Origin of the sequence: Nostoc sp. DedQUE09, from assembly GCF_034530915.1 — a bacterium.
Taxonomy (GTDB): domain Bacteria; phylum Cyanobacteriota; class Cyanobacteriia; order Cyanobacteriales; family Nostocaceae; genus Nostoc.
This window is the reverse complement of the sequence record NZ_JAVRCE010000036.1, coordinates 39,092-61,171: the sequence shown is the minus strand read 5'-3', so window position 1 is coordinate 61,171 and position 22,080 is coordinate 39,092. Positions and strand designations below refer to the sequence as shown.

The 22,080-nt window shown below is 42.9% G+C and carries 18 protein-coding genes; 10 read left to right on the top strand and 8 right to left on the bottom strand.

The window, feature by feature from the left end; genetic code table 11:
* Window positions 1–106: 106 nt before the first annotated feature.
* The 3 genes from RMY27_RS21660 to RMY27_RS21650 all read right to left on the bottom strand — a co-directional run bounded on the left by RMY27_RS21660 (window position 107) and on the right by RMY27_RS21650 (window position 3,232).
* The gene (locus RMY27_RS21660) at window positions 107–865 is read right to left on the bottom strand and encodes a phycobilisome rod-core linker polypeptide (RefSeq protein ID WP_322666651.1); all 759 of its coding nucleotides are present in this window, start codon (window positions 863–865) and stop codon (window positions 107–109) included.
* 476 nt (window positions 866–1,341) lie between these two features.
* Window positions 1,342–2,205, bottom strand: coding sequence for a phycobilisome linker polypeptide (locus RMY27_RS21655; protein WP_322666649.1), 864 nt, complete (start codon window positions 2,203–2,205; stop codon window positions 1,342–1,344).
* Window positions 2,206–2,650: 445 nt separating this feature from the next.
* Window positions 2,651–3,232, bottom strand: coding sequence for a phycobilisome protein (locus RMY27_RS21650; RefSeq protein WP_322666648.1), 582 nt, complete (start codon window positions 3,230–3,232; stop codon window positions 2,651–2,653).
* A gap of 214 nt (window positions 3,233–3,446) precedes the next feature.
* On the opposite strand from RMY27_RS21650, the gene RMY27_RS21645 reads away from it, so the two are divergent.
* Both RMY27_RS21645 and RMY27_RS21640 read left to right on the top strand, forming a co-directional pair.
* Window positions 3,447–4,109: a HEAT repeat domain-containing protein gene (locus RMY27_RS21645; RefSeq protein ID WP_322666646.1), complete on the top strand. Its 663-nt coding sequence runs from the start codon at window positions 3,447–3,449 to the stop codon at window positions 4,107–4,109.
* A 159-nt stretch (window positions 4,110–4,268) separates the two neighbouring features.
* On the top strand, window positions 4,269–4,469 hold the full coding sequence (locus RMY27_RS21640; RefSeq protein ID WP_322666644.1) for a hypothetical protein: 201 nt from the start codon (window positions 4,269–4,271) through the stop codon (window positions 4,467–4,469).
* An 89-nt stretch (window positions 4,470–4,558) separates the two neighbouring features.
* Here RMY27_RS21640 and RMY27_RS21635 read toward each other — a convergent pair whose 3' ends face one another.
* Window positions 4,559–5,407: a pentapeptide repeat-containing protein gene (locus tag RMY27_RS21635; protein ID WP_322666642.1), complete on the bottom strand. Its 849-nt coding sequence runs from the start codon at window positions 5,405–5,407 to the stop codon at window positions 4,559–4,561.
* 115 nt (window positions 5,408–5,522) lie between these two features.
* Between RMY27_RS21635 and RMY27_RS21630 the strand changes: the two genes are divergently transcribed.
* The 4 genes from RMY27_RS21630 to RMY27_RS21615 all read left to right on the top strand — a co-directional run bounded on the left by RMY27_RS21630 (window position 5,523) and on the right by RMY27_RS21615 (window position 9,260).
* A complete protein-coding gene (locus RMY27_RS21630; RefSeq protein WP_322666640.1) occupies window positions 5,523–6,101 on the top strand; it encodes a phycobiliprotein lyase in 579 nt (192 codons plus the stop codon).
* A 185-nt stretch (window positions 6,102–6,286) separates the two neighbouring features.
* Complete coding sequence (locus tag RMY27_RS21625; RefSeq protein ID WP_322666638.1) at window positions 6,287–7,021, top strand: 15,16-dihydrobiliverdin:ferredoxin oxidoreductase; 735 nt, start codon at window positions 6,287–6,289, stop codon at window positions 7,019–7,021.
* Window positions 7,022–7,026: 5 nt separating this feature from the next.
* Window positions 7,027–7,770 (top strand): phycoerythrobilin:ferredoxin oxidoreductase, encoded by a 744-nt coding sequence (locus tag RMY27_RS21620; protein ID WP_322666679.1) that lies wholly within the window; start codon window positions 7,027–7,029, stop codon window positions 7,768–7,770.
* A gap of 242 nt (window positions 7,771–8,012) precedes the next feature.
* Window positions 8,013–9,260, top strand: a complete 1,248-nt coding sequence (locus RMY27_RS21615) for a M20 family metallopeptidase (RefSeq protein WP_322666636.1) — start codon at window positions 8,013–8,015, stop codon at window positions 9,258–9,260.
* A gap of 102 nt (window positions 9,261–9,362) precedes the next feature.
* On the opposite strand, the gene RMY27_RS21610 is transcribed toward RMY27_RS21615, so the two are convergent.
* Together RMY27_RS21610 and RMY27_RS21605 are read right to left on the bottom strand one after the other, a co-directional pair.
* Entirely contained in the window at window positions 9,363–10,958 is a 1,596-nt protein-coding gene (locus RMY27_RS21610) for a HAMP domain-containing sensor histidine kinase (RefSeq protein ID WP_322666634.1), read from the bottom strand.
* A 198-nt stretch (window positions 10,959–11,156) separates the two neighbouring features.
* The gene (locus RMY27_RS21605) at window positions 11,157–12,872 is read right to left on the bottom strand and encodes an ATP-binding protein (RefSeq protein ID WP_322666632.1); all 1,716 of its coding nucleotides are present in this window, start codon (window positions 12,870–12,872) and stop codon (window positions 11,157–11,159) included.
* Window positions 12,873–13,731: 859 nt separating this feature from the next.
* Between RMY27_RS21605 and RMY27_RS21600 the strand changes: the two genes are divergently transcribed.
* Window positions 13,732–14,550: an SDR family oxidoreductase gene (locus RMY27_RS21600; RefSeq protein ID WP_322666630.1), complete on the top strand. Its 819-nt coding sequence runs from the start codon at window positions 13,732–13,734 to the stop codon at window positions 14,548–14,550.
* Here the strand turns inward: RMY27_RS21600 and RMY27_RS21595 are convergent.
* On the bottom strand, window positions 14,516–14,659 hold the full coding sequence (locus tag RMY27_RS21595; RefSeq protein ID WP_322666628.1) for a hypothetical protein: 144 nt from the start codon (window positions 14,657–14,659) through the stop codon (window positions 14,516–14,518). The two genes, RMY27_RS21600 and RMY27_RS21595, sit on opposite strands and share 35 nt — an antisense overlap.
* A 483-nt stretch (window positions 14,660–15,142) precedes the next feature.
* On the opposite strand from RMY27_RS21595, the gene dnaK reads away from it, so the two are divergent.
* Window positions 15,143–17,062 (top strand): molecular chaperone DnaK, encoded by a 1,920-nt coding sequence (gene dnaK, locus RMY27_RS21590; RefSeq protein WP_322666626.1) that lies wholly within the window; start codon window positions 15,143–15,145, stop codon window positions 17,060–17,062.
* A gap of 213 nt (window positions 17,063–17,275) precedes the next feature.
* Window positions 17,276–17,977 (top strand): acetoacetate decarboxylase family protein, encoded by a 702-nt coding sequence (locus RMY27_RS21585; RefSeq protein WP_322666624.1) that lies wholly within the window; start codon window positions 17,276–17,278, stop codon window positions 17,975–17,977.
* Window positions 17,978–18,230: 253 nt separating this feature from the next.
* Here RMY27_RS21585 and RMY27_RS21580 read toward each other — a convergent pair whose 3' ends face one another.
* Complete coding sequence (locus RMY27_RS21580; RefSeq protein ID WP_322666622.1) at window positions 18,231–20,111, bottom strand: ABC transporter ATP-binding protein; 1,881 nt, start codon at window positions 20,109–20,111, stop codon at window positions 18,231–18,233.
* Window positions 20,112–21,010: 899 nt separating this feature from the next.
* Between RMY27_RS21580 and RMY27_RS21575 the strand changes: the two genes are divergently transcribed.
* A complete protein-coding gene (locus RMY27_RS21575; protein ID WP_322666620.1) occupies window positions 21,011–22,033 on the top strand; it encodes a tetratricopeptide repeat protein in 1,023 nt (340 codons plus the stop codon).
* The last annotated feature ends 47 nt before the right edge of the window (window positions 22,034–22,080 follow it).

Genomic DNA, 22,080 nt, shown 5'->3' with positions numbered 1-22,080 from the left:
GGACATGATATTAGGAGTTCAGACGCGATTAATCGCGTCTGTACAAGAGTTAGAAGTTAGGAGTTTTCTTTTGTCCCCTTGTCTCCAGTTTCCTACTTAGACAAATCTAAGCAACTTCAGTGATACTGATAATTTTGCCGCCTGTGCGATGAATGTTTTGCACTTGTCCAGACAGTTGGTTGTAGTTAACTACGTATTCCAGATTGCCCAGACGAGTACGGAGATTACCTGCACCTTTGACAGCTTTAATCAAAAAGCGTTTGTCGGTGCTGCTGACACTAGAACCAGCCGCAGGAGCTTTGATGGATGTGGGTAAATTGGAACCGATATCACCAATCAGTTTGGCTTTGCGATCGCTATCGCTGCTAGCGAATCCTCTGACTAAGCTAAAGGTGCGGTTAAAGGTAACATTCTTAATTCCGACTTGGGAGCTGGTGCTGCGAACATAGGGAACAATATTCTCGCCAAAATTCTGCTGATATTCGTTGCTATCGATATAGGATTCGATCTCAGCATCATAGCCCTGTTCGTTATAGATGCGGACGTGTTCGGAAATTTCTGCTTGATCGGCAGGAGGACGCCCTAGCAGGTGTTTGAAGTTCAGTTCAATGAACCGATACTGAGAAGAAGAGTTGAAAAACAGGGATTGATAAAGTTCTGATTTTGCAACTATGTTGACGAATTCGCGGACGCTGATTTTGCGATCGCGCAATTGCGATTCAGCAGTGGCTAGTCGCTCACTTGACAACAAGTGAGCATTACCCAAAACCTGTTTGTAAACTGCCCGAATCAGTGTTTGTAATTCACTTTCGCTGGTGTTCGGACGGAGTTCAACAGTAGGTGAATCAATAGCCCAAAGTGACATTGAAGTATCTCCTGAAAAACGCTAATTAAATTAAATTTCCGAGCATTCTACCCCTTGTAAAGGTAGAATTTCCCATCAGTTGTCAGTTATTTTTGCTACTGACTAGCTTTTGTAAAACTTTAGTTTGTGAAAGTGTGTTAAATGTCTTCGTATATCACAACTGACGGCGGAATTGGTCAAACCCCAGATTAGCGATCGCTTTGGCTAACTGTTGCTCAATCAGGATTTACGCAAAAAATAGCCGAAAATCATTCTTTTCAGGTAAGGGCAATTTTATGTAGACGCATACTTCTAGGTGGAAGCTAGCTACGCGGAGTGTCTCGCTCAGAAGCGACTTTCCGCAAGGTATTGCCCTTGAACGCGTTTAGTTTTGCGTAAATCCCAGAACGAGTAACACTAGGGATTGAAAGATTAGAGACTGAGTACAGCGGAATTATTTCCCAATTGCTAATCACTAAATCCCCAATTTCTATTCTTTAGTTGACAGGGGTAATACTGGCGATCGCACCGCCCTGCTTGTGAATCCGCTGATACTCTTGTGAAAGCTTATTGTATGGTACGAAAAAGACTTGGTTACTGCGGCGAAACTTGGAAATGCTATTTACCACATTTGCCTTGTAACCAGTGACTTCAATCCGGTATACCTTACCATCATCACCAGATCCCACACCTTGACGAGTGCGAGGAGTAGATGTTGGGTTGCGAAATGCAGCACCCTTGCTGGCTGGTGAAACCACAGGGGTAGGCGTGTTTTGAATTAGCAGACTGTTTAATTTTGGTTGTTTGCCAGCTAAGTCACCTTTCAAGCTGCTGCTAGAGGAACCACGTACCAGTTGGAACAAGTGGGTAAACTGAACCAAACCCTGGATAGCTTCGGTTTTGTAGCCTCGAATATAAGGCACAATGTTTTCCCCAAAAGTCTCTTGGTATTCGTCGCTGTCTAGATAAGAATCAATCTCACCTTCAAAGCCTTTTGTATCCAGAATAGTGCTGTGTATACGCGTTTCTTCTAGATCCAATGGCGCACGGCCAAGGAAATGTCTGAAATTTAATTCAATCGCCCGATAGCGAGGGGTGCTATCAAAAAACCGCGAACGGTAAAGTTCCGACTTCCCGACTTGACGCACAAACCCGCGAACACTAATTTCACCCCGTTTGAGTTGGGATTCAGCAACGGAAAGTTTCTCACTGTCCATTACATAAGCATTTCCTAGAACTTGCTTATAGACAGCTCTAATTACGGTTTCAACTTCCTCATTAGAGCGACTTGGCCACAGATCAATGGGATCGGTGTCTTCAAACAGAGCGACCCCTAATCGTGATGCTGGTCCAAAAGTCATTCAAACTATCTCCCAGTTAACAACTAAATTTTATGAGAAGGATATTCAGCAGATGTTAAAAAACTTTACATCATAGTGACAAAGTAGGGGACATAGAGACTTTAAATCCTTATTAGTCGTGATGATTTTAAGTTTTTGCATCGTTTGCCTTTACACATTGTGATACGATGCCGAAACCATATTTATTAAAATTTGTTAAGTTAGATAATACTTTAGAAAAAATTTAGCTTTTTTTAGTATTTGATTTGCAATTGGGGTGCAAGTGATGGTGTTGTGCCATTCCCTTGAGCCAAAGTATTAATAATGCTGATTCACCCAAGTTTATCTCAATAAGTGGGCATGAATAAATTCAACTATATTACGCAATGTAAAATTAATTAAGATTGTCTTTTAGCAAGAGTTTCAACCCTGAATAGCAACCTTTAATTATTCATGCCCAGTTAATTTATCGAATTTGGAAAGTAGCCAATTGACTGATTAAATGGTCAAAATAGGGAGCAAGAATTTGCTGGCGCTCGGCTTGGCAGCGTTTCAAACTCGCAGTCTTGATGCTTTTTAAGCCTAAAATCATTGCATCCAATGGAACTTGTAATTCCTGATAGAGCAAATTCATATAATGCAGCCCTGTGGGACTTGTATATTCAGTGTGGCTACCTGCTATGCCATAAGTAATGCAGCGAAGAAAATGCCAAAAATCTCGCCAGCAAGCTTGGGCACGTTCAGGTGGATAAAGACCGCCTCCAGGCTGGATAATTTCGGGATAAGTTGCCAAAACTTGTTCTCTAGATTCATCAACGATTTCGACGGCGCGATCGCGTAACAATTGAGCAACAGGAATCAACTCAGAATTATCGGGTGACAAGGTTTTAATCTGCAATAAATCTTCATCGCTTAAGTAGCGAAAAGCATCATCCGCAGCTTGAAATATAGCGATCGCTGCTTTTGGATGGGACTGTTCCCACTCAGTAAAGCTGACAATTCTAGCTTTAGCGATTAATTCTTTAACGGTTTCGCTTAATTGAGTCATTGATTTAGGGGATAGGGCATGGGGAATGGGGCATTGGGGTGGGGAGCAGGGGAGCAGAGGAGCAAGGGAGCAGGGGAGAAGTTGCAGTAAGTCTTTCCCCTCTGCCCCTCTGCCTCTTGTGCCCTATGCCTATGATTCAATCTTCTTAGAATGCGATCGCCATTTGGTGACATCTGTAAAATAAAGTTAAAGAATAGCTGTACCAAATGCACTTATGGAAATCCATAAAATCCAAGCTGAATTGAAGAACCCAGATTTTCACCATCGTTTGAAGGCGATCGCTGCCCTCAATGATTATGAATCAGAAGTTGCAGTTCCTCTCTTAACAAGTAAACTTCGTGACTCAGAATTTCTAGTGCGTTCTTTTGTGGCTAGGGGTTTGGGTAATCAACAATCAGCGGAATCTTTTGCAGCTTTGATGCAAATTATGAAATTTGATGATACTCCCAACGTGCGGGCGGAGGCGGCAAATTCGTTATCGCTATTTGGAAGAGTCGCAGTTTCTCATCTAGTTTTGGCATATTATCAAGATGACCACTGGCTAGTTAGGCGGAGCATTTTAGCTGCGATCGCTGAAATGGATTGCCCTGAAGAACTATTTGATATATGCGTTCAGGGTTTAAAAGATGAAGATTTCACTGTTCAGGAATCTTCTGTTGATGCACTTGGCTTACTGGCTCATTCTAGTCAACATGCTGCGGCATTATCCCAAATACTAACGTTGGTGAATGATGAATCTTGGCGGATGCGCGTGCGAGTTAGCTATGCTCTGAAACGATTTGATGAACCGGAAGCCAAAGCAGCCCTGAATCAACTCAGACAGGATGAAGATCACCGAGTTGTCGGCGCTGCTTTAGAAGACCTGTTGCCACAATAGCAGTGTGGGTTTGTCTGCAATGCAATAATGCAATATTGTGAGAAAACTTATCAGATAAATAGTAAATATTTTATTTTACCTTAAATTTGACCAAAATATCCGGTTAATCTGCCAAAATCTGGAATAAAAGATCAACTTTTTCGAGATGAGGAGGCATTTGTGACTGATATACAAACGGGTCAAATGACTTGGCGATTACCAGGTTCCTCAGAATCTGCCTTACATTTGCGGCATAATGCTTCGGAACCTTGGCGATCATATAAAGAATTTCCCCAATATGTTCTACCCGATCCACCCGGTTTTTCTGAAGGATACGCGACATTTTTAGCACTCCTGAAAAAGAACTGGCAATCATTATGAAGAGTGCAGAGTTAAAAGTGATGAGTGCCTATAAATTACTTTTTAATTCCTACTCACAACTCAGCACTCGTTACTCAGCACTGTATTGGTCAAGCACTTAAACTTTCACGAGTTGTTGTGCGGGTATAGGCATTCCAAACATCGAGTTCTGAATGTGGACGACTGGAAAGCATGGCTTTAGTTGCTTCTGTGAGTCCTTGAGCAAGAGTAAAATCTGCCCCAGCAATACTTTGAAGATGCTCCATCTCTGCATCACTGAGATCGGTTGCTCGCAGGTCTGTATCCCGCAAATCGGCTCCTGTCAATCGAGCATTCCGTAAGCAAGCCCCTGTCAAATAAGCTTTTGTTAGATCGGCACCACTCAAAGAAGCACCTTGCAAATTGGCTCCTGTTAAGTCAGCGCCACTCAGATAGGCTCCACGCAGATTAGTACCTTGTAAATCTGCATTTCGTAAAGAAGCTGTATTCAGAAAAGCACCATTAAGATTAGCGCCCGGCCCTACCGCTCCCGAAGCTTTGTAGTTATATGCCTCGGGCCATTTCGTTTGTGAATCATAACGCGCTACTTGGAGTTTGGCTCCCTCCAAATTTGCACCACTGAGATTTGCTTGTTGGAGGTCAGCACGGTTTAAATAGGCTCCGTGCAAATTAGCCCCACTCAAATCGGCTCCTCGCAGATTAGCGCCTCGCAAATCTGCTCCACTCAAATCGAGGTTACTTAATACCACCTTGCTCAGGTCGGCTCCTAATAGCTTGGCTTTACTCAAGTTAGCTTGTCGGAAATCGACTTCCTTTAGATTGAATTGGTACAAATCTATCGAATCTACAGGGATTCCGGCTTTCAGGGCTGTTAAAATTTCTGGAGTTGGACTAGGGCGTTCGGCAAAGCCGTTGCCGTAGGCATCGCTAGTAATAAGTTGAATTTCACTATTTGTCATCAGCTGATTAAAATATCACTTTTGGAGTTATTCTACACTTTAGCTAAATCGGGACTTCATCTCATCACTCAGTATTAATAACGCCAAAATTTGATAAAACGAGGTTTCAAAACAGATGCATATAATACCACCTTTGACAATGATCGACTTCTTCCGTAAAAGTGAAGGTACATGGTTTACAGAACGTGCCGTTCATCATTTTGACTCGGCGGCCGATGAGTCGGGGGAGTCAAATTTGATTATAAAAGTCATGGAAAAGGACGATCCAAAAGTCCAAGAAGTTTGTAAAGCCCAAGGGATAGATCCTAGTAAAGCAACAAGCGGTGCTAGCTTTGCATGGCAAGCTAACCTAGATACCAGGCTACCAAATACCGATAATGCTGCGATTTTGGTTGATGTTCCCGACGAAACGAGGCGTTCTGGAAAACTGATTCGCAGCCAAGGCTATGTTGAGAGTATTCCAGTTGTGAGCCGATATCGGTTTGCTGATGATGGAGTGCTGACGATTGATACTGACTATGACAACAATCAAGGTCAGGAACGTTGTTGGTTTGTTACGGATGATTTTCGTGTCAGAGTCAGTACAGTGCGAATGATGAACGGAATCAACTTGATGACTTATTGTTCCGAGCGTCGCTGTGTTTCCCAAGAAGTCTTGCAGCAAATGATCAGTCTCAATCATGCTAGGCGTTAGTGCGGAGCAGGGGAGCAGGGGAGCAGGGGAGCAGGGGAGCAGTTGTAGTAAGTTTTTCCCCTCTGCCCCTTTGCCTCTTTCTCATACCCAATTCCCCATTAAGGAATGTTGCTTTGTTTCTCATAAATGAGACGTGCATGATTGCCATAACTTATTTTCATGCAAGGGTTAACAAATCATGCTCCATGTATAAACCTTTCCTGGAATTTTTAGAAAAAGAGCTATTTCAGCGGTTTGATTTACAAAGTAGGGTCATTCCCCCTGGTTTGGAATTCAAAGTTAGCGATCGCGGCAGAAACCCAGCAACTATTCGCAGTTGGTGTTACCAATCTCAAGAGTTGCGGAAAATTCGCTATACCTACATTGATGCTGGGGAAAGCGCTCAAATTTTTAACAGCGTGATTTATCCCAGTCATCACTACGATTTACCTCTGTTAGGGATTGATTTTTTATCCTTTGGGAAAGTCAAAAACCTGATTGTGCTTGATTTCCAGCCTTTGTTTCAGGATGAAGATTATCAAAAAAAATATATATTTCCGCTGAAATCTCTGCATGATCAATACCCGGATTTGGCGCAAAACTTAGAAATGAAGTTTTACGATGCCAACCAGTATTTTTCTAAATACCTATTGTTTGCCAAAACCGACCCTGAAACAGTGGCAACGCGAGTTTTTGAAGCTTTTCAGGATTATTTAAACTTGTATTGGCAAATGTTAGCAGATGTCAAACCGCTCCAAGACCCTGAAGATATCCAACGGATTGTCAAAGCCCAAAAAGACTATGACCAATATAGTGCAGACCGCGATCCAGCATCTGGTTTGTTTAGCAGTTACTTTGGTCATGAATGGGCAGAACGCTTTCTCCATGAATTCTTATTTGAAGATGCTGTTCCCCTAGCAGTCGGTGCCGGCAAAAGATGACCGAAGTGACGCTTTATCAACCATTTCTCGATTATGCGATCGCCTATATGCGATCGCGTTTGGATTTACAGCCCTATCCTATCCCCACTGGGTTTGAGTCCAAGAGTGCTGTTGTGGGCAAGGGAAAGAATCAAGAAGAGGTTGTCACCACGAGTTATGCCTTTCAAACTTCAAAATTACGGCAAATTCGGGCAGCTCACGTGCAAGGTGGCAATTCGCTGCAAGTGCTGAATTTTGTGATTTTCCCGCGTCTCAACTACGATTTACCATTTTTTGGGGCAGATTTAGTGACATTGCCAGGAGGACATCTAATTGCTTTGGATATGCAGCCCCTATTTCGGGATGATTCAGCATACCAGGCAAAATATACTGAACCAATTTTGCCCATTTTCCACGCCCATCAACAACATTTGTCTTGGGGAGGAGATTTTCCCGAAGAAGCACAGCCTTTTTTCTCTCCCGCTTTTTTGTGGACTCGTCCTCAAGAAACGTCTGTAGTAGAGACTCAGGTCTTTGCCGCTTTCAAAGACTATTTGAAAGCTTATCTCGATTTCGTAGAACAGGCAGAACCTGTAACAGATTCACAAAATTTAGTAGCCATTGAGCAAGCCCAACTACGATACCTGCGATATCGGGCTGAAAAAGACCCAGCGCGAGGAATGTTTAAACGCTTCTATGGTGCCGAATGGACTGAGGAGTATATCCACGGCTTTTTATTTGACCTAGAGAGAAAATTAACAACTATATAATTAGAGGCTCTTTGACTGCACTCAGTGCTGAGTACCTCGTTACTGAAGACTCATCCAAGTCACGTTAAACTAGGAAAATAATCTCAGTTATACCAATTCAAAAAATTTTTGCGACATGATCCGCTGACGCGCACCTTTCCCGATGCCTTAGAACGGATTGGGGAGGGATATTATCTATATGTTATGTGTTGCATTCGTTTTCAAATTGGTATTAGCTGTACTTAAACTAGTTTGGCTTCATAATGGTTTCCACCTTTCCCAATCCCTCTTCTGTTGATCTATCTCGCATCCGACTTTCGATCCGCTCATTGCAACCGCAATTAGTAGAGTGGCGGCGACGATTGCATCAACAACCAGAGTTGGGTTTTCAAGAAAAACTGACTGCTGAGTTTGTATCAAAAAAGCTGCAAGAATGGGGAATTGAGCATCAAACTGGCATTGCCCACACTGGCATTGTGGCCACCATCAAAGGTGATAAACTCAGCACTCAGCACTCAGCACTCAGCACTGACAAAGTTTTAGCGATTCGTGCGGATATGGATGCTTTGCCAATCCAAGAACTCAACGAAGTGCCGTATAAATCGCAGCATGATGGAGTGATGCACGCTTGTGGACATGATGGTCATACAGCGATCGCTTTAGGTACAGCTTATTATCTCCAACAGCATCGCCAAGACTTCTCTGGGATCGTAAAAATTATTTTTCAGCCAGCGGAAGAATCACCAGGAGGTGCAAAGCCGATGATTGAAGCTGGAGTTTTGAAAAACCCAGATGTTGAAGCCATTATTGGTTTGCACTTGTGGAATAATTTGCCTTTAGGAACAGTGGGTGTGCGCGCTGGTGCATTGATGGCAGCTGTGGAATGCTTTAACTGCACAATTTTGGGTAAAGGTGGACACGGCGCGCTACCACATCAAACTGTTGACTCCGTTGTTGTTGCTGCCCAAATCGTCAATGCCTTGCAAACCATTGTTGCTCGGAATGTTAATCCCATTGATTCAGCAGTAGTCACAGTAGGCGAACTTCATGCTGGAACCAAACGTAATGTGATTGCTGATACAGCGAGAATGAGTGCTACCGTCAGGTATTTTAATCCTAGTTTGAAAGGCTTTTTTAAGCAGCGTGTCGAGCAGATTATTGCTGGAATTTGTCAGAGTCATGGTGCAAATTATGACTTAGAATATTGGTCACTTTATCCACCAGTAATTAATGATATTAAAATAGCAGAACTAGTGCGATCTGTAGCAGAAGAAGTGGTAGAAACTCCTGTGGGTATTGTGCCAGAATGCCAAACTATGGCTGCTGAAGATATGTCCTTTTTCTTAGAAGAAGTTCCTGGTTGTTATTTCTTTCTCGGTTCTGCTAATCCCGCGAAAGACTTAGCATATCCTCATCATCATCCCCGGTTTGATTTTGACGAAACCGCCTTGGCAATGGGTGTGGAAATATTTGTTAGATGCGTGGAAAAGTACTTTGTTTCATCTCATTAGTCATTAGTCATTTGTCCGTTGTAGTCACAAATGACAAAGGACAAATGACCAACGACGACCATAACAAAAATTTTTACAACCTCATTTAGGATGGCTATATCTCTAATTCGTGACTATCGGTTTCTGTTTATTGCTAACTTCTAAAGGCAGGAAAATCGTCATCACTTCCCCATAGTGTGGACGCTGGCGCACAATTAGTTTGCCACCGATCGCCTGAAACAAGTGCTTGGTTGCAGCGATATTCAAACTAATCGTACCTGTTTCTGGTTGGAACATCAGCAGTTGGCCTAGAGCCTTGCGAATTGGTGGTGTTGCAGGTATGGCGGCTTTATTTGAATCTTTGCATCGGAATTGCGGCGATAATTGTAACTTCAGTTGATCTCCTGCGGGGATAACTTGTACTTGAATATGGCTGCCAGCCGGTAAGCTGCGAGTAAAATTTTCCATCAAACCAGTGAGAACCTGATCCAACATGGTGGGATTGCTCACTACTGTTGGTAATTGCTGGGGTAAAATAACATTTAAAGTTAAGTTCCGCCGATGCGCTGCTTGTTCCCAACGGGGAATGCTCTGCTGCAACACTTGATCTAAAGACATCGGCGTGAGTTGAGTTTTTGACGATTTTGTTGAGGCAGTAGTTTCCAGTTCTGCGGCCTTAAACAGCAATTCCATGCGGTCAATTTGCTCGGTACACTCGTGATCGATAATTTTTAAGCGATTGATCGCGCTAGCATCTAAGTCTCGCCGCTTTAACAGCAGACGAGTCATGGTGCGAATAGTTGTTAAAGGTGTACGGACTTCGTGAGCGAAGGCTTGGAGCAATTCTACATCAGGATTTGGGGATTGGGCACTTGTACTGAGCGACTCGTGCCGACTTGTGCCGAGCGAAGTCGAGGTAGCAGAGCCGAGGTAAGTCGTTGGCGCAGTCTCTCCAAGAGTTGTATTGGGCATTGGGGACTGGGCATTGGAGAAAAGTCTTCTCCCCTGCTCCTCTGCTCCTCTGCTTTTCTGCTTTTCTGCTTCGTCCCCAGTCCCTAATAAAGAGTCTCTATTCTCTTCTGGTTCTGTTAATTCCTGAAGCAATAACTGACTAAAGTGAATCATCATACGGTAGTCTGGTGCTACCGGAGAATACTGTTCTACTAATGCGTCCAAGCGCGCGAAAAATTCTGGATTAGCCAGCATTACCCGTGCCCCTAGCGATCGCCAAGCCTGCTGCACTATCTCTGGCTCAAAAGAAAATGAAAAGGTTTTTTTACCGTCTTTGTGAGTTGCTAAAATTAGTACTAATCTGAATTTATCTGTAAAAACCAAGCAAAACTGTTCTGCTCCGAGCGGATCGGCAGGTAGTAAAGGAAGTACCGATTCATTGGGAGCAACATCTTCATTGACAGACGCAATTGCACCTGGCATCTGAAATGGCATCAGCGCCAAAGGGTTAAATGGTTTTGCTGTAAAAGTTACTGTTTGTAAACTTTGAGTTAATTTTGGTTGACTAAACAAAGGTGCTGGTGCGGATAAAACTAATCCTTGGGTTGTGTCAACTGAAGGGTCTGCTAAAGTATTTAATAGCAAATGTTCTGTCGCTGCGAGGCTGATACGCCACTGCTGCTCTGCTTTAGCAGGTGAACATTCTGCCACACTTGATTGATTTTGGGCCAAGATTTCGCTCAGGCTTGGCAATATCCATTGGTACACAGGCTTTCACCCCTTAATTCAAGAGCGACTAACAGCGTCTAGGTTAGACATTTCACTACTATCTAAGAGGTTATAGCTATTTGTATACTGATGACAGTGGTAGAACCGAACAATTCAGGGGCAATTACCCTCTAACTGCGATGTCTACGATGGGCTACACCTACGCACTTAAGGGTTGAAAAACATTGGCACTGACTTTTACCGATAGGTATTGCGATCGCCAACTGATGAATGTGCTGGTTTCGCTACTCGAATTGGGATTGTAATTACAAACTCTGCACCTTGTCCCGGTGATGAAATACATTGCAAAGATCCACCATGCTTGTCAGTAATTATCTGGTAACTTATTGATAGACCCATACCAGTTCCCTTCCCAACTGGTTTCGTGGTGAAAAAAGGGTCAAATAAACGCGACTGGATTTCTTCTGGAATTCCTACCCCATTATCAACAATCCGAATAATTACATTTTCATTTACCTGAAGAGAAGAAATGCGAATCAAGGGATTTGGACAAAGTTCTTTTTGGAAACAATCTTCTAAAGCATTGATCGCATTTGCTAAGATGTTCATAAATACCTGATTCATTTGCCCTGCAAAACACTGGATTTGAGGTATTTCACCATATTCTTTAATCACTTTAATTTCAGGGCGATTATTTTGTAGTTTCAGACGGTGTTGCAAAATTAATAGAGTACTGTCGATTCCTTCATGGAGATCAGCCGTTTTGAACTCAGCTTCATCCAAACGAGAGAAAATTCGGAGACTGAGAACAATTTCCCGAATGCGTTTAGCCCCCATCTTCATTGAGGTTAACATCTTAGGCAAATCTTCTGTTAGGTACTCAATATCTGCTTCTTCGTGAGCATTTTTAATTTCTGGCTCTGGGTTGGGATAATGATTTTGATAAAGCTTAATTAACAGCAGCAGTTGTTGAGTGTAATCATCAGTGTGTTGCAGATTGCCGTAGATAAAATTAACTGGATTGTTGATTTCATGGGCAACTCCTGCTACTAGTTGACCCAGACTCGACATTTTTTCAGATTGAATTAATTGGATTTGGGTTTTTTGCAGGTCTTTCAGAGCTTGCTGAAGTTCTGCTTCTGTCTGCTGACGCTCAACAATCTCGTCTCGTAATTGTTCGTTGGCATTGACCAATTCATCTCTGGAATGTTGCAGATCGTCCGCCATTTTGTTGAACGAGGTAGCTAACTCGCCAATCTCATCCTGGGAGCAAATATTAACTCTGGTATCCAGCTTACCTTCAGTCAGATTTACCACTGCTTGCTGGAGTTGTTTAATCGGTTTTGAAATGCTTCTAGAGATCAAATAGCCTAGTAATAGTGCCAGGATGCCACATACCAAACTGATAACTGACGTAGCAACAATATTTTTTTTGGCTGTTGCTAGGGCAACTTCATAAAGCGGTGTATATTCTAAAATTACTGCACCAACTGTTTCACCCTTGGCTGTCTTAAAAGGAACAGCAATCAATCGAATCCCATTTGGGTACTCAGGACTGAACTCAATATATGTTCTTGGTATACCATCTTGAATAGTTTTCCCAACTTCATTATTGCGATCGCGATCTAATCGCGTACCAATGTCTTCTGGAACTACATCTGCCAGAATGATTTTATTGCGGTCTACAATCTCCAGAGTGCGCTGACGTTTCTTGTGTAACGAGATAACATGGTCTTGCAATTCCGCTAACATCTTATCTCGCGATCCGATTTCGTAGTATTCATCAAGTTCATGACTTACGAAATATGCCACTAGTCCAGCAACTTCTTCAGCCTTTTGTTGAGCAATATACTTAGCTATTTTCAATTGTTGATGGGCATTAATCGCACCAGTAATTACTGAGAGAGTCGCTATTCCTAGAATTCCCGAAATTAATTTCTGACTAATTTTCATCCCTTGCTCGAAACCTCAAGTACTGGCTACTGCGCTAATTCAGTTCTAGGGAATTTGCGCTTTTCCTAAAATTCCCAGATGTGTGCCTGAAAGCTACAGAGTCAACAGCCATTAGCCAAATCTTTAATCTGGTTCCTTTTTGATGATGTGGATTACCGATAGCGTACCCCTGCGGCGAAACGACGCGTAGCGTCTTTGACAGGAGAAGCGGGAACGCACTAAAGGTAGTCTTATCCAGTACAATCTTGTCACCTTCAGAACTATTGAAGTCAGTAATAGTATCAACACCAACAACAGTAGACATATCCGCAAATTAGCAAATGTATGCTAGGAATAGGTTTTAACCATTATTTGGGGCTGGCGATCGCTGACAATAGTTTGAGGATAGAATCAGGGTTTCAAGGCGAAGAGTCACATTTTTCTCAAAATTTTTATCCCAAATACAATTAAATATATTTTTTAAATAGCTCTTTTTAACTATTAAAACATAATAAAAATACCTAGTTAATTCGTAGGTCTTTCTATAGGCTGTTCTGCGCTATCTACAATTAATTTGTATTCTAATAAACCTCTTGCATAAGTCGAATAAACCCCCTTTATCCCCCCGATATATTGGCGGTAAACTTGAAATCTTGCCCCCTCCCCAATACATACGGGTAGGTTGGGGAGGGGTGATTCAAGGATTTTTGCAAGAGACTCCATAAGCTGCGCTTACAAGGAACAATGAAAATAATCTGGCAATGATTTTGCGTTGTTTCAGCCTCTATTTTTAAGGCAAGTCTAATAATGATTGGCACAGCCTCTCGTAGACATCGTATTTTTTAGGTAGATTAGCAATAGACTATCTCAAGGGCACTTTATGACTTCTTTTGATTCAGCTAAAGATTTGGTACTAGTTGCTGGTGCTACAGGTGGAGTCGGGCAATTAGTAGTAGGCAAGTTACTCGAAAAGGGTTTAAAAGTTCGCATTCTGACACGCAATGCCGCAAAAGCTGAAGAGATGTTTAACCAAAAAGTGGAAATTGCCGTTGGTGATATCCGCCAGCCAGCTACACTGCCAGCTGCAATGCCAGGTGTTACCCACATCATAAATTGTACTGGAACTACTGCCTTTCCCTCTGCACGATGGGAGTTTGACGAAACCCCGAACTTGATTGAATGGGGAATTATTTTCCTTAATCCCAAATCTAGTGAAGCAAAAGCAAAGAATAGTCCAGCAAAAATCGATGCTCAAGGTACCAGAAACCTAGTAGCAGCAGCACCCCAGAATTTGAAGCGATTCGTTTTCGTCTCTTCTTGTGGAATTCTCCGTAAAAATCAGTTTCCTTTTAGTATTCTTAATGGTTTTGGCGTGTTGGATGCCAAACAAAAAGGCGAAGAGTCCATTATTAATTCCGGATTACCTTACACCATTATCCGCCCAGGACGCCTCATTGACGGGCCCTATACCTCATACGACCTCAACACCCTCCTTAAGGCAAAAACTGGGGGTAAATACGGTGTCGTTATAGGTACTGGGGATACACTTTCGGGTGATGCCAGCCGGATTGATGTCGCAAACGCTTGTGTAGAATGCCTTTTTCAACCAAGTAGTTCTAAGAAAATTTTTGAAATAGTCAACCAAGGACAAAGGCCACCTGTGATTAACTGGGAAACTCTTTTTTCTGGGATTGAGTAAGTACTGAGTGCTGAGTTGTGAGTGCTGAGTGCTGAGTTGTGAGTGCTGAGTTGTGAGTGCTGAGTGCTGAGTGTTGAGTGCTGAGTGCTGAGTTATTATTCTCTCCCATACTCTATACTTCTCTACGAGAGGCTGCGCCAACGGCTTTTCTACGAGACGCTGTTCGCGTTCGCGGTTCCTGAGCGTAGTCGAAGGGCAGTACAGGTGTTCAATCCCGAATACTTACTGCTTCTGTAGTTTATTGCCTCAAAAGACGGCAAACACCACTCGGACGTTACGGTTCACCCTAATTACTGAAAGTATTAATTCTTCTACATTAGACAGAGTGAAGACAAATTAATCCATGAACCAACTAAAAACACAATTTAGTTAGTTTAACCGTCCCAAGCAAGGTTCGGGAAACCACCCTTCATGGACTGGCTACCACTAAGCTTCAGTATATATATCAGCATAGTCTGGAGTTTTAACCCCAGGAAAGCCAAATCAAAGGTATTCATGCTGAACTGGCTGATTTATTGACCCTGTTGGTTCAAAATTTAGTGCTTTATATTCTCATTCATTCATTTGTAGTTATACGGAGCCAGCACCTAAAATGGCAAAAGTAGTTGGAATTGACTTAGGAACAACGAACTCCTGCGTGGCAGTGATGGAAGGTGGTAAACCCACAGTAATTGCTAATGCTGAAGGTTTTCGGACAACGCCATCAGTAGTCGCATTTGCGAAAAATGGCGACAACTTGGTTGGCCAAATCGCCAAACGCCAAGCGGTGATGAACCCCGAAAATACGTTTTACTCAGTCAAGCGCTTTATCGGTCGCCGCTACGATGAAGTGGGTAACGAAGCTACGGAAGTTTCTTACAAAGTTCTCAGCAGCAACGGCAATGTCAAATTAGATTGTCCAATCGCTGGTAAACCGTTCGCTCCTGAAGAAATTTCTGCAAAAGTTCTTCGCAAACTAGTTGAAGATGCGAGTAAATACCTGGGTGAAACCGTAACCCAAGCTGTAATCACTGTTCCCGCTTACTTCAACGACTCGCAACGGCAAGCGACAAAAGACGCTGGTAAAATTGCCGGGATTGAAGTTCTGCGGATTATCAACGAGCCTACCGCTGCTTCTCTGGCTTATGGGTTTGACAAGAAGAGTAACGAAACCATCCTAGTATTTGACCTTGGTGGTGGTACTTTCGACGTATCCGTGCTGGAAGTAGGAGACGGAGTTTTTGAAGTACTAGCTACATCTGGTGATACTCACCTTGGTGGTGACGACTTTGACAAAAAAATAGTTGACTTCTTAGCTGAGAAGTTCAAGAAAGCCGAAGGTATTGACCTGCGAAAAGACAAACAAGCTTTACAACGTCTGACGGAAGCCGCAGAAAAAGCCAAAATTGAGCTTTCTAGCGTCACTCAAGCAGAAATTAACCTACCATTTATCACCGCTACCCAGGATGGGCCTAAGCACCTGGATACAACCCTGACTCGCGCTCAGTTTGAAGAACTTTGCTCTGACTTAATCGACCGTTGTCGTATTCCTGTAGAAAACGCCCTCCGCGATGCCAAGTTAACCAAAGGCGATATTGATGAAGTGGTGTTAGTTGGTGGTTCTACCCGGATTCCCGCAGTTCACCAAGTTGTGAAGCAGGTATTGGGTAAAGACCCCAACCAAAGCGTTAACCCTGATGAAGTCGTAGCAGTTGGTGCAGCCATTCAAGCCGGAGTACTGGCTGGTGATGTAACTGGCATCTTGCTGTTAGACGTGACACCTCTATCTTTGGGTGTGGAAACATTGGGCGGCGTGATGACCAAAATTATCCCCCGCAACACCACAATTCCCACCAAGAAATCGGAAGTCTTCTCCACCGCTGTGGATGGACAAACCAACGTAGAAATTCACGTTCTCCAAGGTGAACGCGAATTCTCCAACGATAATAAGAGCTTGGGAACCTTCCGCCTCGATGGTATTCCTCCTGCACCACGTGGCGTACCTCAAATTGAAGTGGTCTTCGACATTGATGCTAACGGTATCCTTAACGTCACTGCTAAGGACAAAGGTACTGGTAAAGAACAGTCCATCAGCATAACTGGCGCTTCCACTCTGGATAAAAATGACGTTGACCGGATGGTGAGAGAAGCTGAACAGAACGCTTCATCTGACAAAGAGCGGCGTGAAAAGATTGAACGCAAGAACCAAGCTGACTCTTTGGCATACCAAGCTGAGAAGCAGTTACAAGAATTGGGCGATAAAGTTCCCGATGCTGACAAGACTAAAGTCGAAGGTTTGGTGAAAGAACTGCGGGAAGCTGTTGCTAAAGAAGACGATGAGCAAATCAAGAAGCTCACCCCAGAATTGCAACAAGCGTTATTCGCTGTTGGTAGCAACATCTATCAACAAGCTGGTGCTAGTGCTAGTGCGGGTGCGGGTGCTACATCTGGCGGTGAACCTCAAGATAGTAGTTCCTCTAGTTCTAGTAATGGCGACGATGTAATTGACGCTGATTTTACAGAGAGCAAATAATTCCTTTACTTCTTTTGGGAAGATTGTTTAGTTCGACCTCATATTACCCACTCAGACAAATGCCTGAGTGGGGATTTTTTTTTAGGAGTTAGAGGTTAGAAGTTAGGAGTTAGGAGTTTGAAGTCTAGAGTTAGAGTAGAACTAATATTAGTAACTCTTGCTCTTAATTCTTACTTTATTCCTAACTCCTCACTCTCAATTCCTAACTCCCTTATGCCATATCCACAAGCGCCTTGGATACTTCAAGGCTATGCTATCCAAACTCTGCATTTGGTAAATATTGACCAAGTGCGTCCTTTGATTCCTTTAGAGTTAGAAATTCTTTCTATATGGCCTGGTAAAACTCTCGCTAGCGTGTATTTATCTCATTATGGGTCAGGCTCAGTACTGGAGTATAGTGAGTTAATTGTTGTTCCAGCTTTGGTGAATTACCAAAGAAAAATCGGTGGTTGGGTTTCGCACATTTATGTAGATAATGCTGATTCGGTGGCTGGTGGTCGAGAAATTTGGGCACTACCAAAGGAACTAGCTAAGTTTACCTGGGAACAGGGGAAGTATGTTACTGTACATCAGGAAAATCGGAAGTTGTGTAGTCTTAGATATGATCGGCAAAGCTTGGCATGGAAACAGTGGTTAAGTGCCTCTGCTTTCAGCGCCAAGGATACTGATTTGCTGATATTCCCTGCTGAAGTTGAGTCTGTATTGGGTTTGATTGGTTCTAAATTAAAAATCCCCGCTGAAAGTCCTTTTTCTGGAATAGGTTTAGGTCAGCCTTGGTTAACTGTGCGTTGTGAGCAGATGAGTTTGCAGGTTGATGCCCCAAAAGTGGTAGGCCAGATGGGTATTAATACTTCCCGGTCAGACATTTTTAATTCGGAATCGGGTTTTGGGAAAAGGGAAAAGGGGAAGGTTTAAAGGTTTTTTCTTTCCTCTTTCTCCTTAACCGAAATGGATTCTTGAGAAATTTATACCAATTCGATTAATGATTGCAATACATGCTTGGGTAAAGACGCGATGAATCGCGTCTCTACAAATGCTCTATTTGTCGCATTCTTTTTTCAAATTGCTATTATTTTATGCGATCGCACTTTCAATAACAGCATCATTTTAGGCAATGTTTGCGGCGAAGGTAGCGATCGCTCTTTTCCACCTTGGATTATAAAATATACTAACTTCCCAACATCTGCAAGTTATGCAAAGTGGCATAAAGCCCTCCTTGTTGCAGTAGTTGCTCGTGACTTCCCTGTTCGATTAATTCGCCGCGCTTGAGAACAAAAATCCGGTCTACATTACGAATTGTAGACAAGCGGTGAGCGATAATAATGGCGGTACGTCTGAGCAAAAGCTGGTTTAATGCCTCTTGAACTGAAGCTTCTGTACCAACATCCAAACTAGCGGTAGCCTCATCTAGTACCAAAATTTGCGGATTGCGAATGGCAGCCCGCGCAAAGGCTAAAAGTTGCTTTTGACCACTAGAAATATTTGTGCCCCGTTCTCGAAGTTGAGTATCATACCCTTGGGGTAATTCTTCTATAAACTGGGCAATATTGGTTTCTTCTGCTGCTTGTTGAATCTGTTCAATGGTATAGCCATCTCCTAAAGAAATGTTGCTTTTAACATCGCCAGCAAACAAAAAGCCTTCTTGTAAAATTACTGCCATGTAGCGCCGCAGTTCTGCTTGTGGTACTTCCCGTATGTCTACGCCATCTATGAGAATGCGTCCTTGGGTGGGTTCGTAAAGGCGGCACAAAAGCCGGATGATCGAAGTTTTACCCGCACCTGTAGGGCCGACTAACGCCACTTTTTCACCAGGATGAATGGTAAAATCTAAGTCTTTAATTACGTAATCATCATTTTTGTAAGCAAACCAGACATGATCGAAGCGAATCTCTCCCAGTTCTGGAGGAGAAGTGAGGTCTGGAGATTCTAGATTAGCCACGATCTCATCTATGTAGCCAAATTTCGCATCAAATATTGAGAAGCGGACATTGGCGCGATCGCGAATTTCTATCGGTTCATCTAATATATCGCCTACCCGTTCTATGGCAGTGAAACCAGCTTGAATTACTGTAAATTTTTCGGCAAAAGCCCTTAAAGGGTCAAATAATCGCTGGGCATACAATACAAATGTCGATAAAGTCCCGAAAGTCAAGCTTTTTTCCAACAGCAACCAACCACCTACGCACAAAACACCTGCGATCGCAATCAGTCCAATCCATTCTAAGGTTGCTGAAACAAATGAATCATAAAAGATGGTTTTATCCATTTGCTGAGTGTAGTTGCTGTTTGTCGCACGAAACAATTCGGCATTAAATTTTTCTCTACGAAACAACTGCACGACGTTAATACCAAGTACATTTTCTTGTAGCTGTGAATTCAGAATAGAGAGTTCTTCTCGCCCTTTGTAATTGGCTTTGCGGTACTGTTTTTGAATGTAAACAATTACCCAGCTAGTTGGTAACAGCATCAATACCAGTAAGCAAGAAAGTTGCCACTGGATGGAAAACATTAAACCCAAAGTCACCAGCATTAAAAACAAATCGGATATAATGCCAACTGCCCCAGTCGAAAAGACATCGCCTAACACTTCCACATCGCTGGTGATTCTGGTAATTAATTTACCTACGGGTGTGCGGTCAAAAAAGCGCACTGCTAGAGATGTTACATGCTGAAATAAGTCTTGGCGAATTGCTGCGGTGATTTGTTGCCCTAGCTTTTGGACTATATAACCTTGAAAACCTGTCAACATCAATTGGATTGCGATCGCAATTACCAATAATCCCTCTAGGATATTTAGCCCTTGCGAGAAGGGACGATTCCGGAAAAGTTCGTAAGTGCTTGGTTCATTACGAATCAGAGAGATTACTTGGCCAATCAAGAAAGGTTGTACGGCATTAGCTAGTGCGATCGGTACGAGTAGGCACATCGACAGCGCCAGTAGCCGTCCGTTACGACGGGCATAAGGCACCAAACGCAAAAATAACCGCCAGTCATTTTCACGCCGACGCTCTGGTGTATAAGATTTTTTGAGAGATTGGTAGATGCTCATAGTAAGAGCATTATATTAATGTTTGGAAAAAAACACGCTTGTTTAAAGTAGTGTTTATTTTCCTACTCTGATACCATGCCTGAGATAGAAACTGCAAGACTACTACTAAGACCTTATATTCCTCAATGTTTGGACGGTTTTCTTTACGTAGGGTAATTATGCTTGAGATAGAAACTGTGCAGTTGCAAGTATAATCATTTTCAATCCGGTGAGGTATAGGTATGCAAATAGACCTAACCCCCTAACCCCCTTCCCGAAGCAGGGTGGTTTCATACGAAAAAAGAAAAATACATAAGTCTTGATTTCTCGTTTTGTGTCCAACCTTTTTCCCTCTCTCCAAACCTCTCCCCCACGGGGGGAGAGGCTTTGAAACCCAGTTTTAATTTATTCTTTGCTTGTATAAAACCACCCTGCCTTCCCGAAGCGGGAAGGGGGGAACAATTCAAAGCCTCTCTCCTTTTAGGAGAGAGGTTTGGAGAGAGGTCAAAATTGTACTTCACGCTTGTCGAGAACCGCTATAAGGCACTGATCTCTAAACGCTGAAAGCCTTTTCAAATCTAGTTTCCAGCCTCTGGGCTGGAAATGCGCTTCAAGGGAGGCTCTGCCTCTAGGACGGCATTCCCAGTCTGAGACTGGGAAACAGACAACGAGACAATATGTAAAAGCTGGTTCTAGGCTGGCTTTGACGTTAAGTTGACACCAATGAATCCTATGCGCCCCTACAGCATTTGTATTAATTGCTTCATAAATATTCCTGTAAGTATGAAAAAATAGCATACTTATCTGTTTAAGTCTTATATCTAAAGATAGAAGATTAAGGTTAAAATTTGGGAAACCTAAGAGGGGTTCATTCCCAAGAGATGTTCTACCTACTTATCGCAGAAAGCAACTGAGGTCAGATGACGCAACCTTTAAATCAAGTCAGAGAATGGGAACTACGTCGTGACGAAGCAAACCGTTATTACCAACGAGGGAAATTCCAAGAGTCTCTCGATCTTGCAACCAAAAATTTATATTTGGCTAGAGCAATTCCAGACCGAGCCAGAGAAGGTTATACATTAAACGACCTCGGTTTAGCTCACCTCAGTTGCTGGCAACCTCAAAAAGCATTAGAGCGCTTTTATCAGGCGCTTTCGGTTGCTGTTGAAATTGGCAACGCGCCAGCAGAGGCAACTGCACTTAGCAATCTGGGTTCTACCTACAGCCGTCTTGGACGCTTTTCGCAAGCGTTGGAATATTTTGACAAAGCACTGCCAATCTTTAGGCGATCGCAAGATACTCAAAGTGAAGTTTCTACTCTTAATGATGTCGCGCTAATTTATACGCGTTTAGGAGAACCAAAACGGGCACTATTGCTACAACACCAAATTTTGAGGATGCGGCGATTGTTAGGTGACTTTTCTGGTGAGGCAACAACGCTCAATGGCATTGGATTTGCCTACAATGTTTTAGGCAAGTTTGAGCAAGCGCTAGAATTTTTTCAAGCAGCACTACCAATTCAACGAGCTGTCAAGAATTTGCTTGGAGAAGCAACCACCTTGAACAATATTGCTTCTATCTATCATGATTTAGGACAACCGAAACAAGCGCTGTTGCTCTACTATCAAGTTCTTTTAACACGTCGAGCAATCAGCGATCGCGCAGGTGAAGCAACAACCCTTCACAACATTGGTTTTACCTACAGCACCCTGGCAGAGCATCGCCAAGCAATGAAGTTCTACAAGCAAGCCATTGGGATTTACCAAGAACTGGGCGATAATCTCGGAGAAATTTCAACCTTGCTAAATATGGGAAGCGTTTACGCCAGCACGAAACGCAAAAAAATGGCGCGATCGTGCTACCAAAATGCCCAAGAGTTAGCAGAGCAAATTGAATATCAGCCACTTTTAGAAAAAGTACAGCAGTTCATAGATTCTCTGTAGCGTCCAGTTCCCCTTCTCCCGTATTGGGCTAAGGTGTACACACAAGT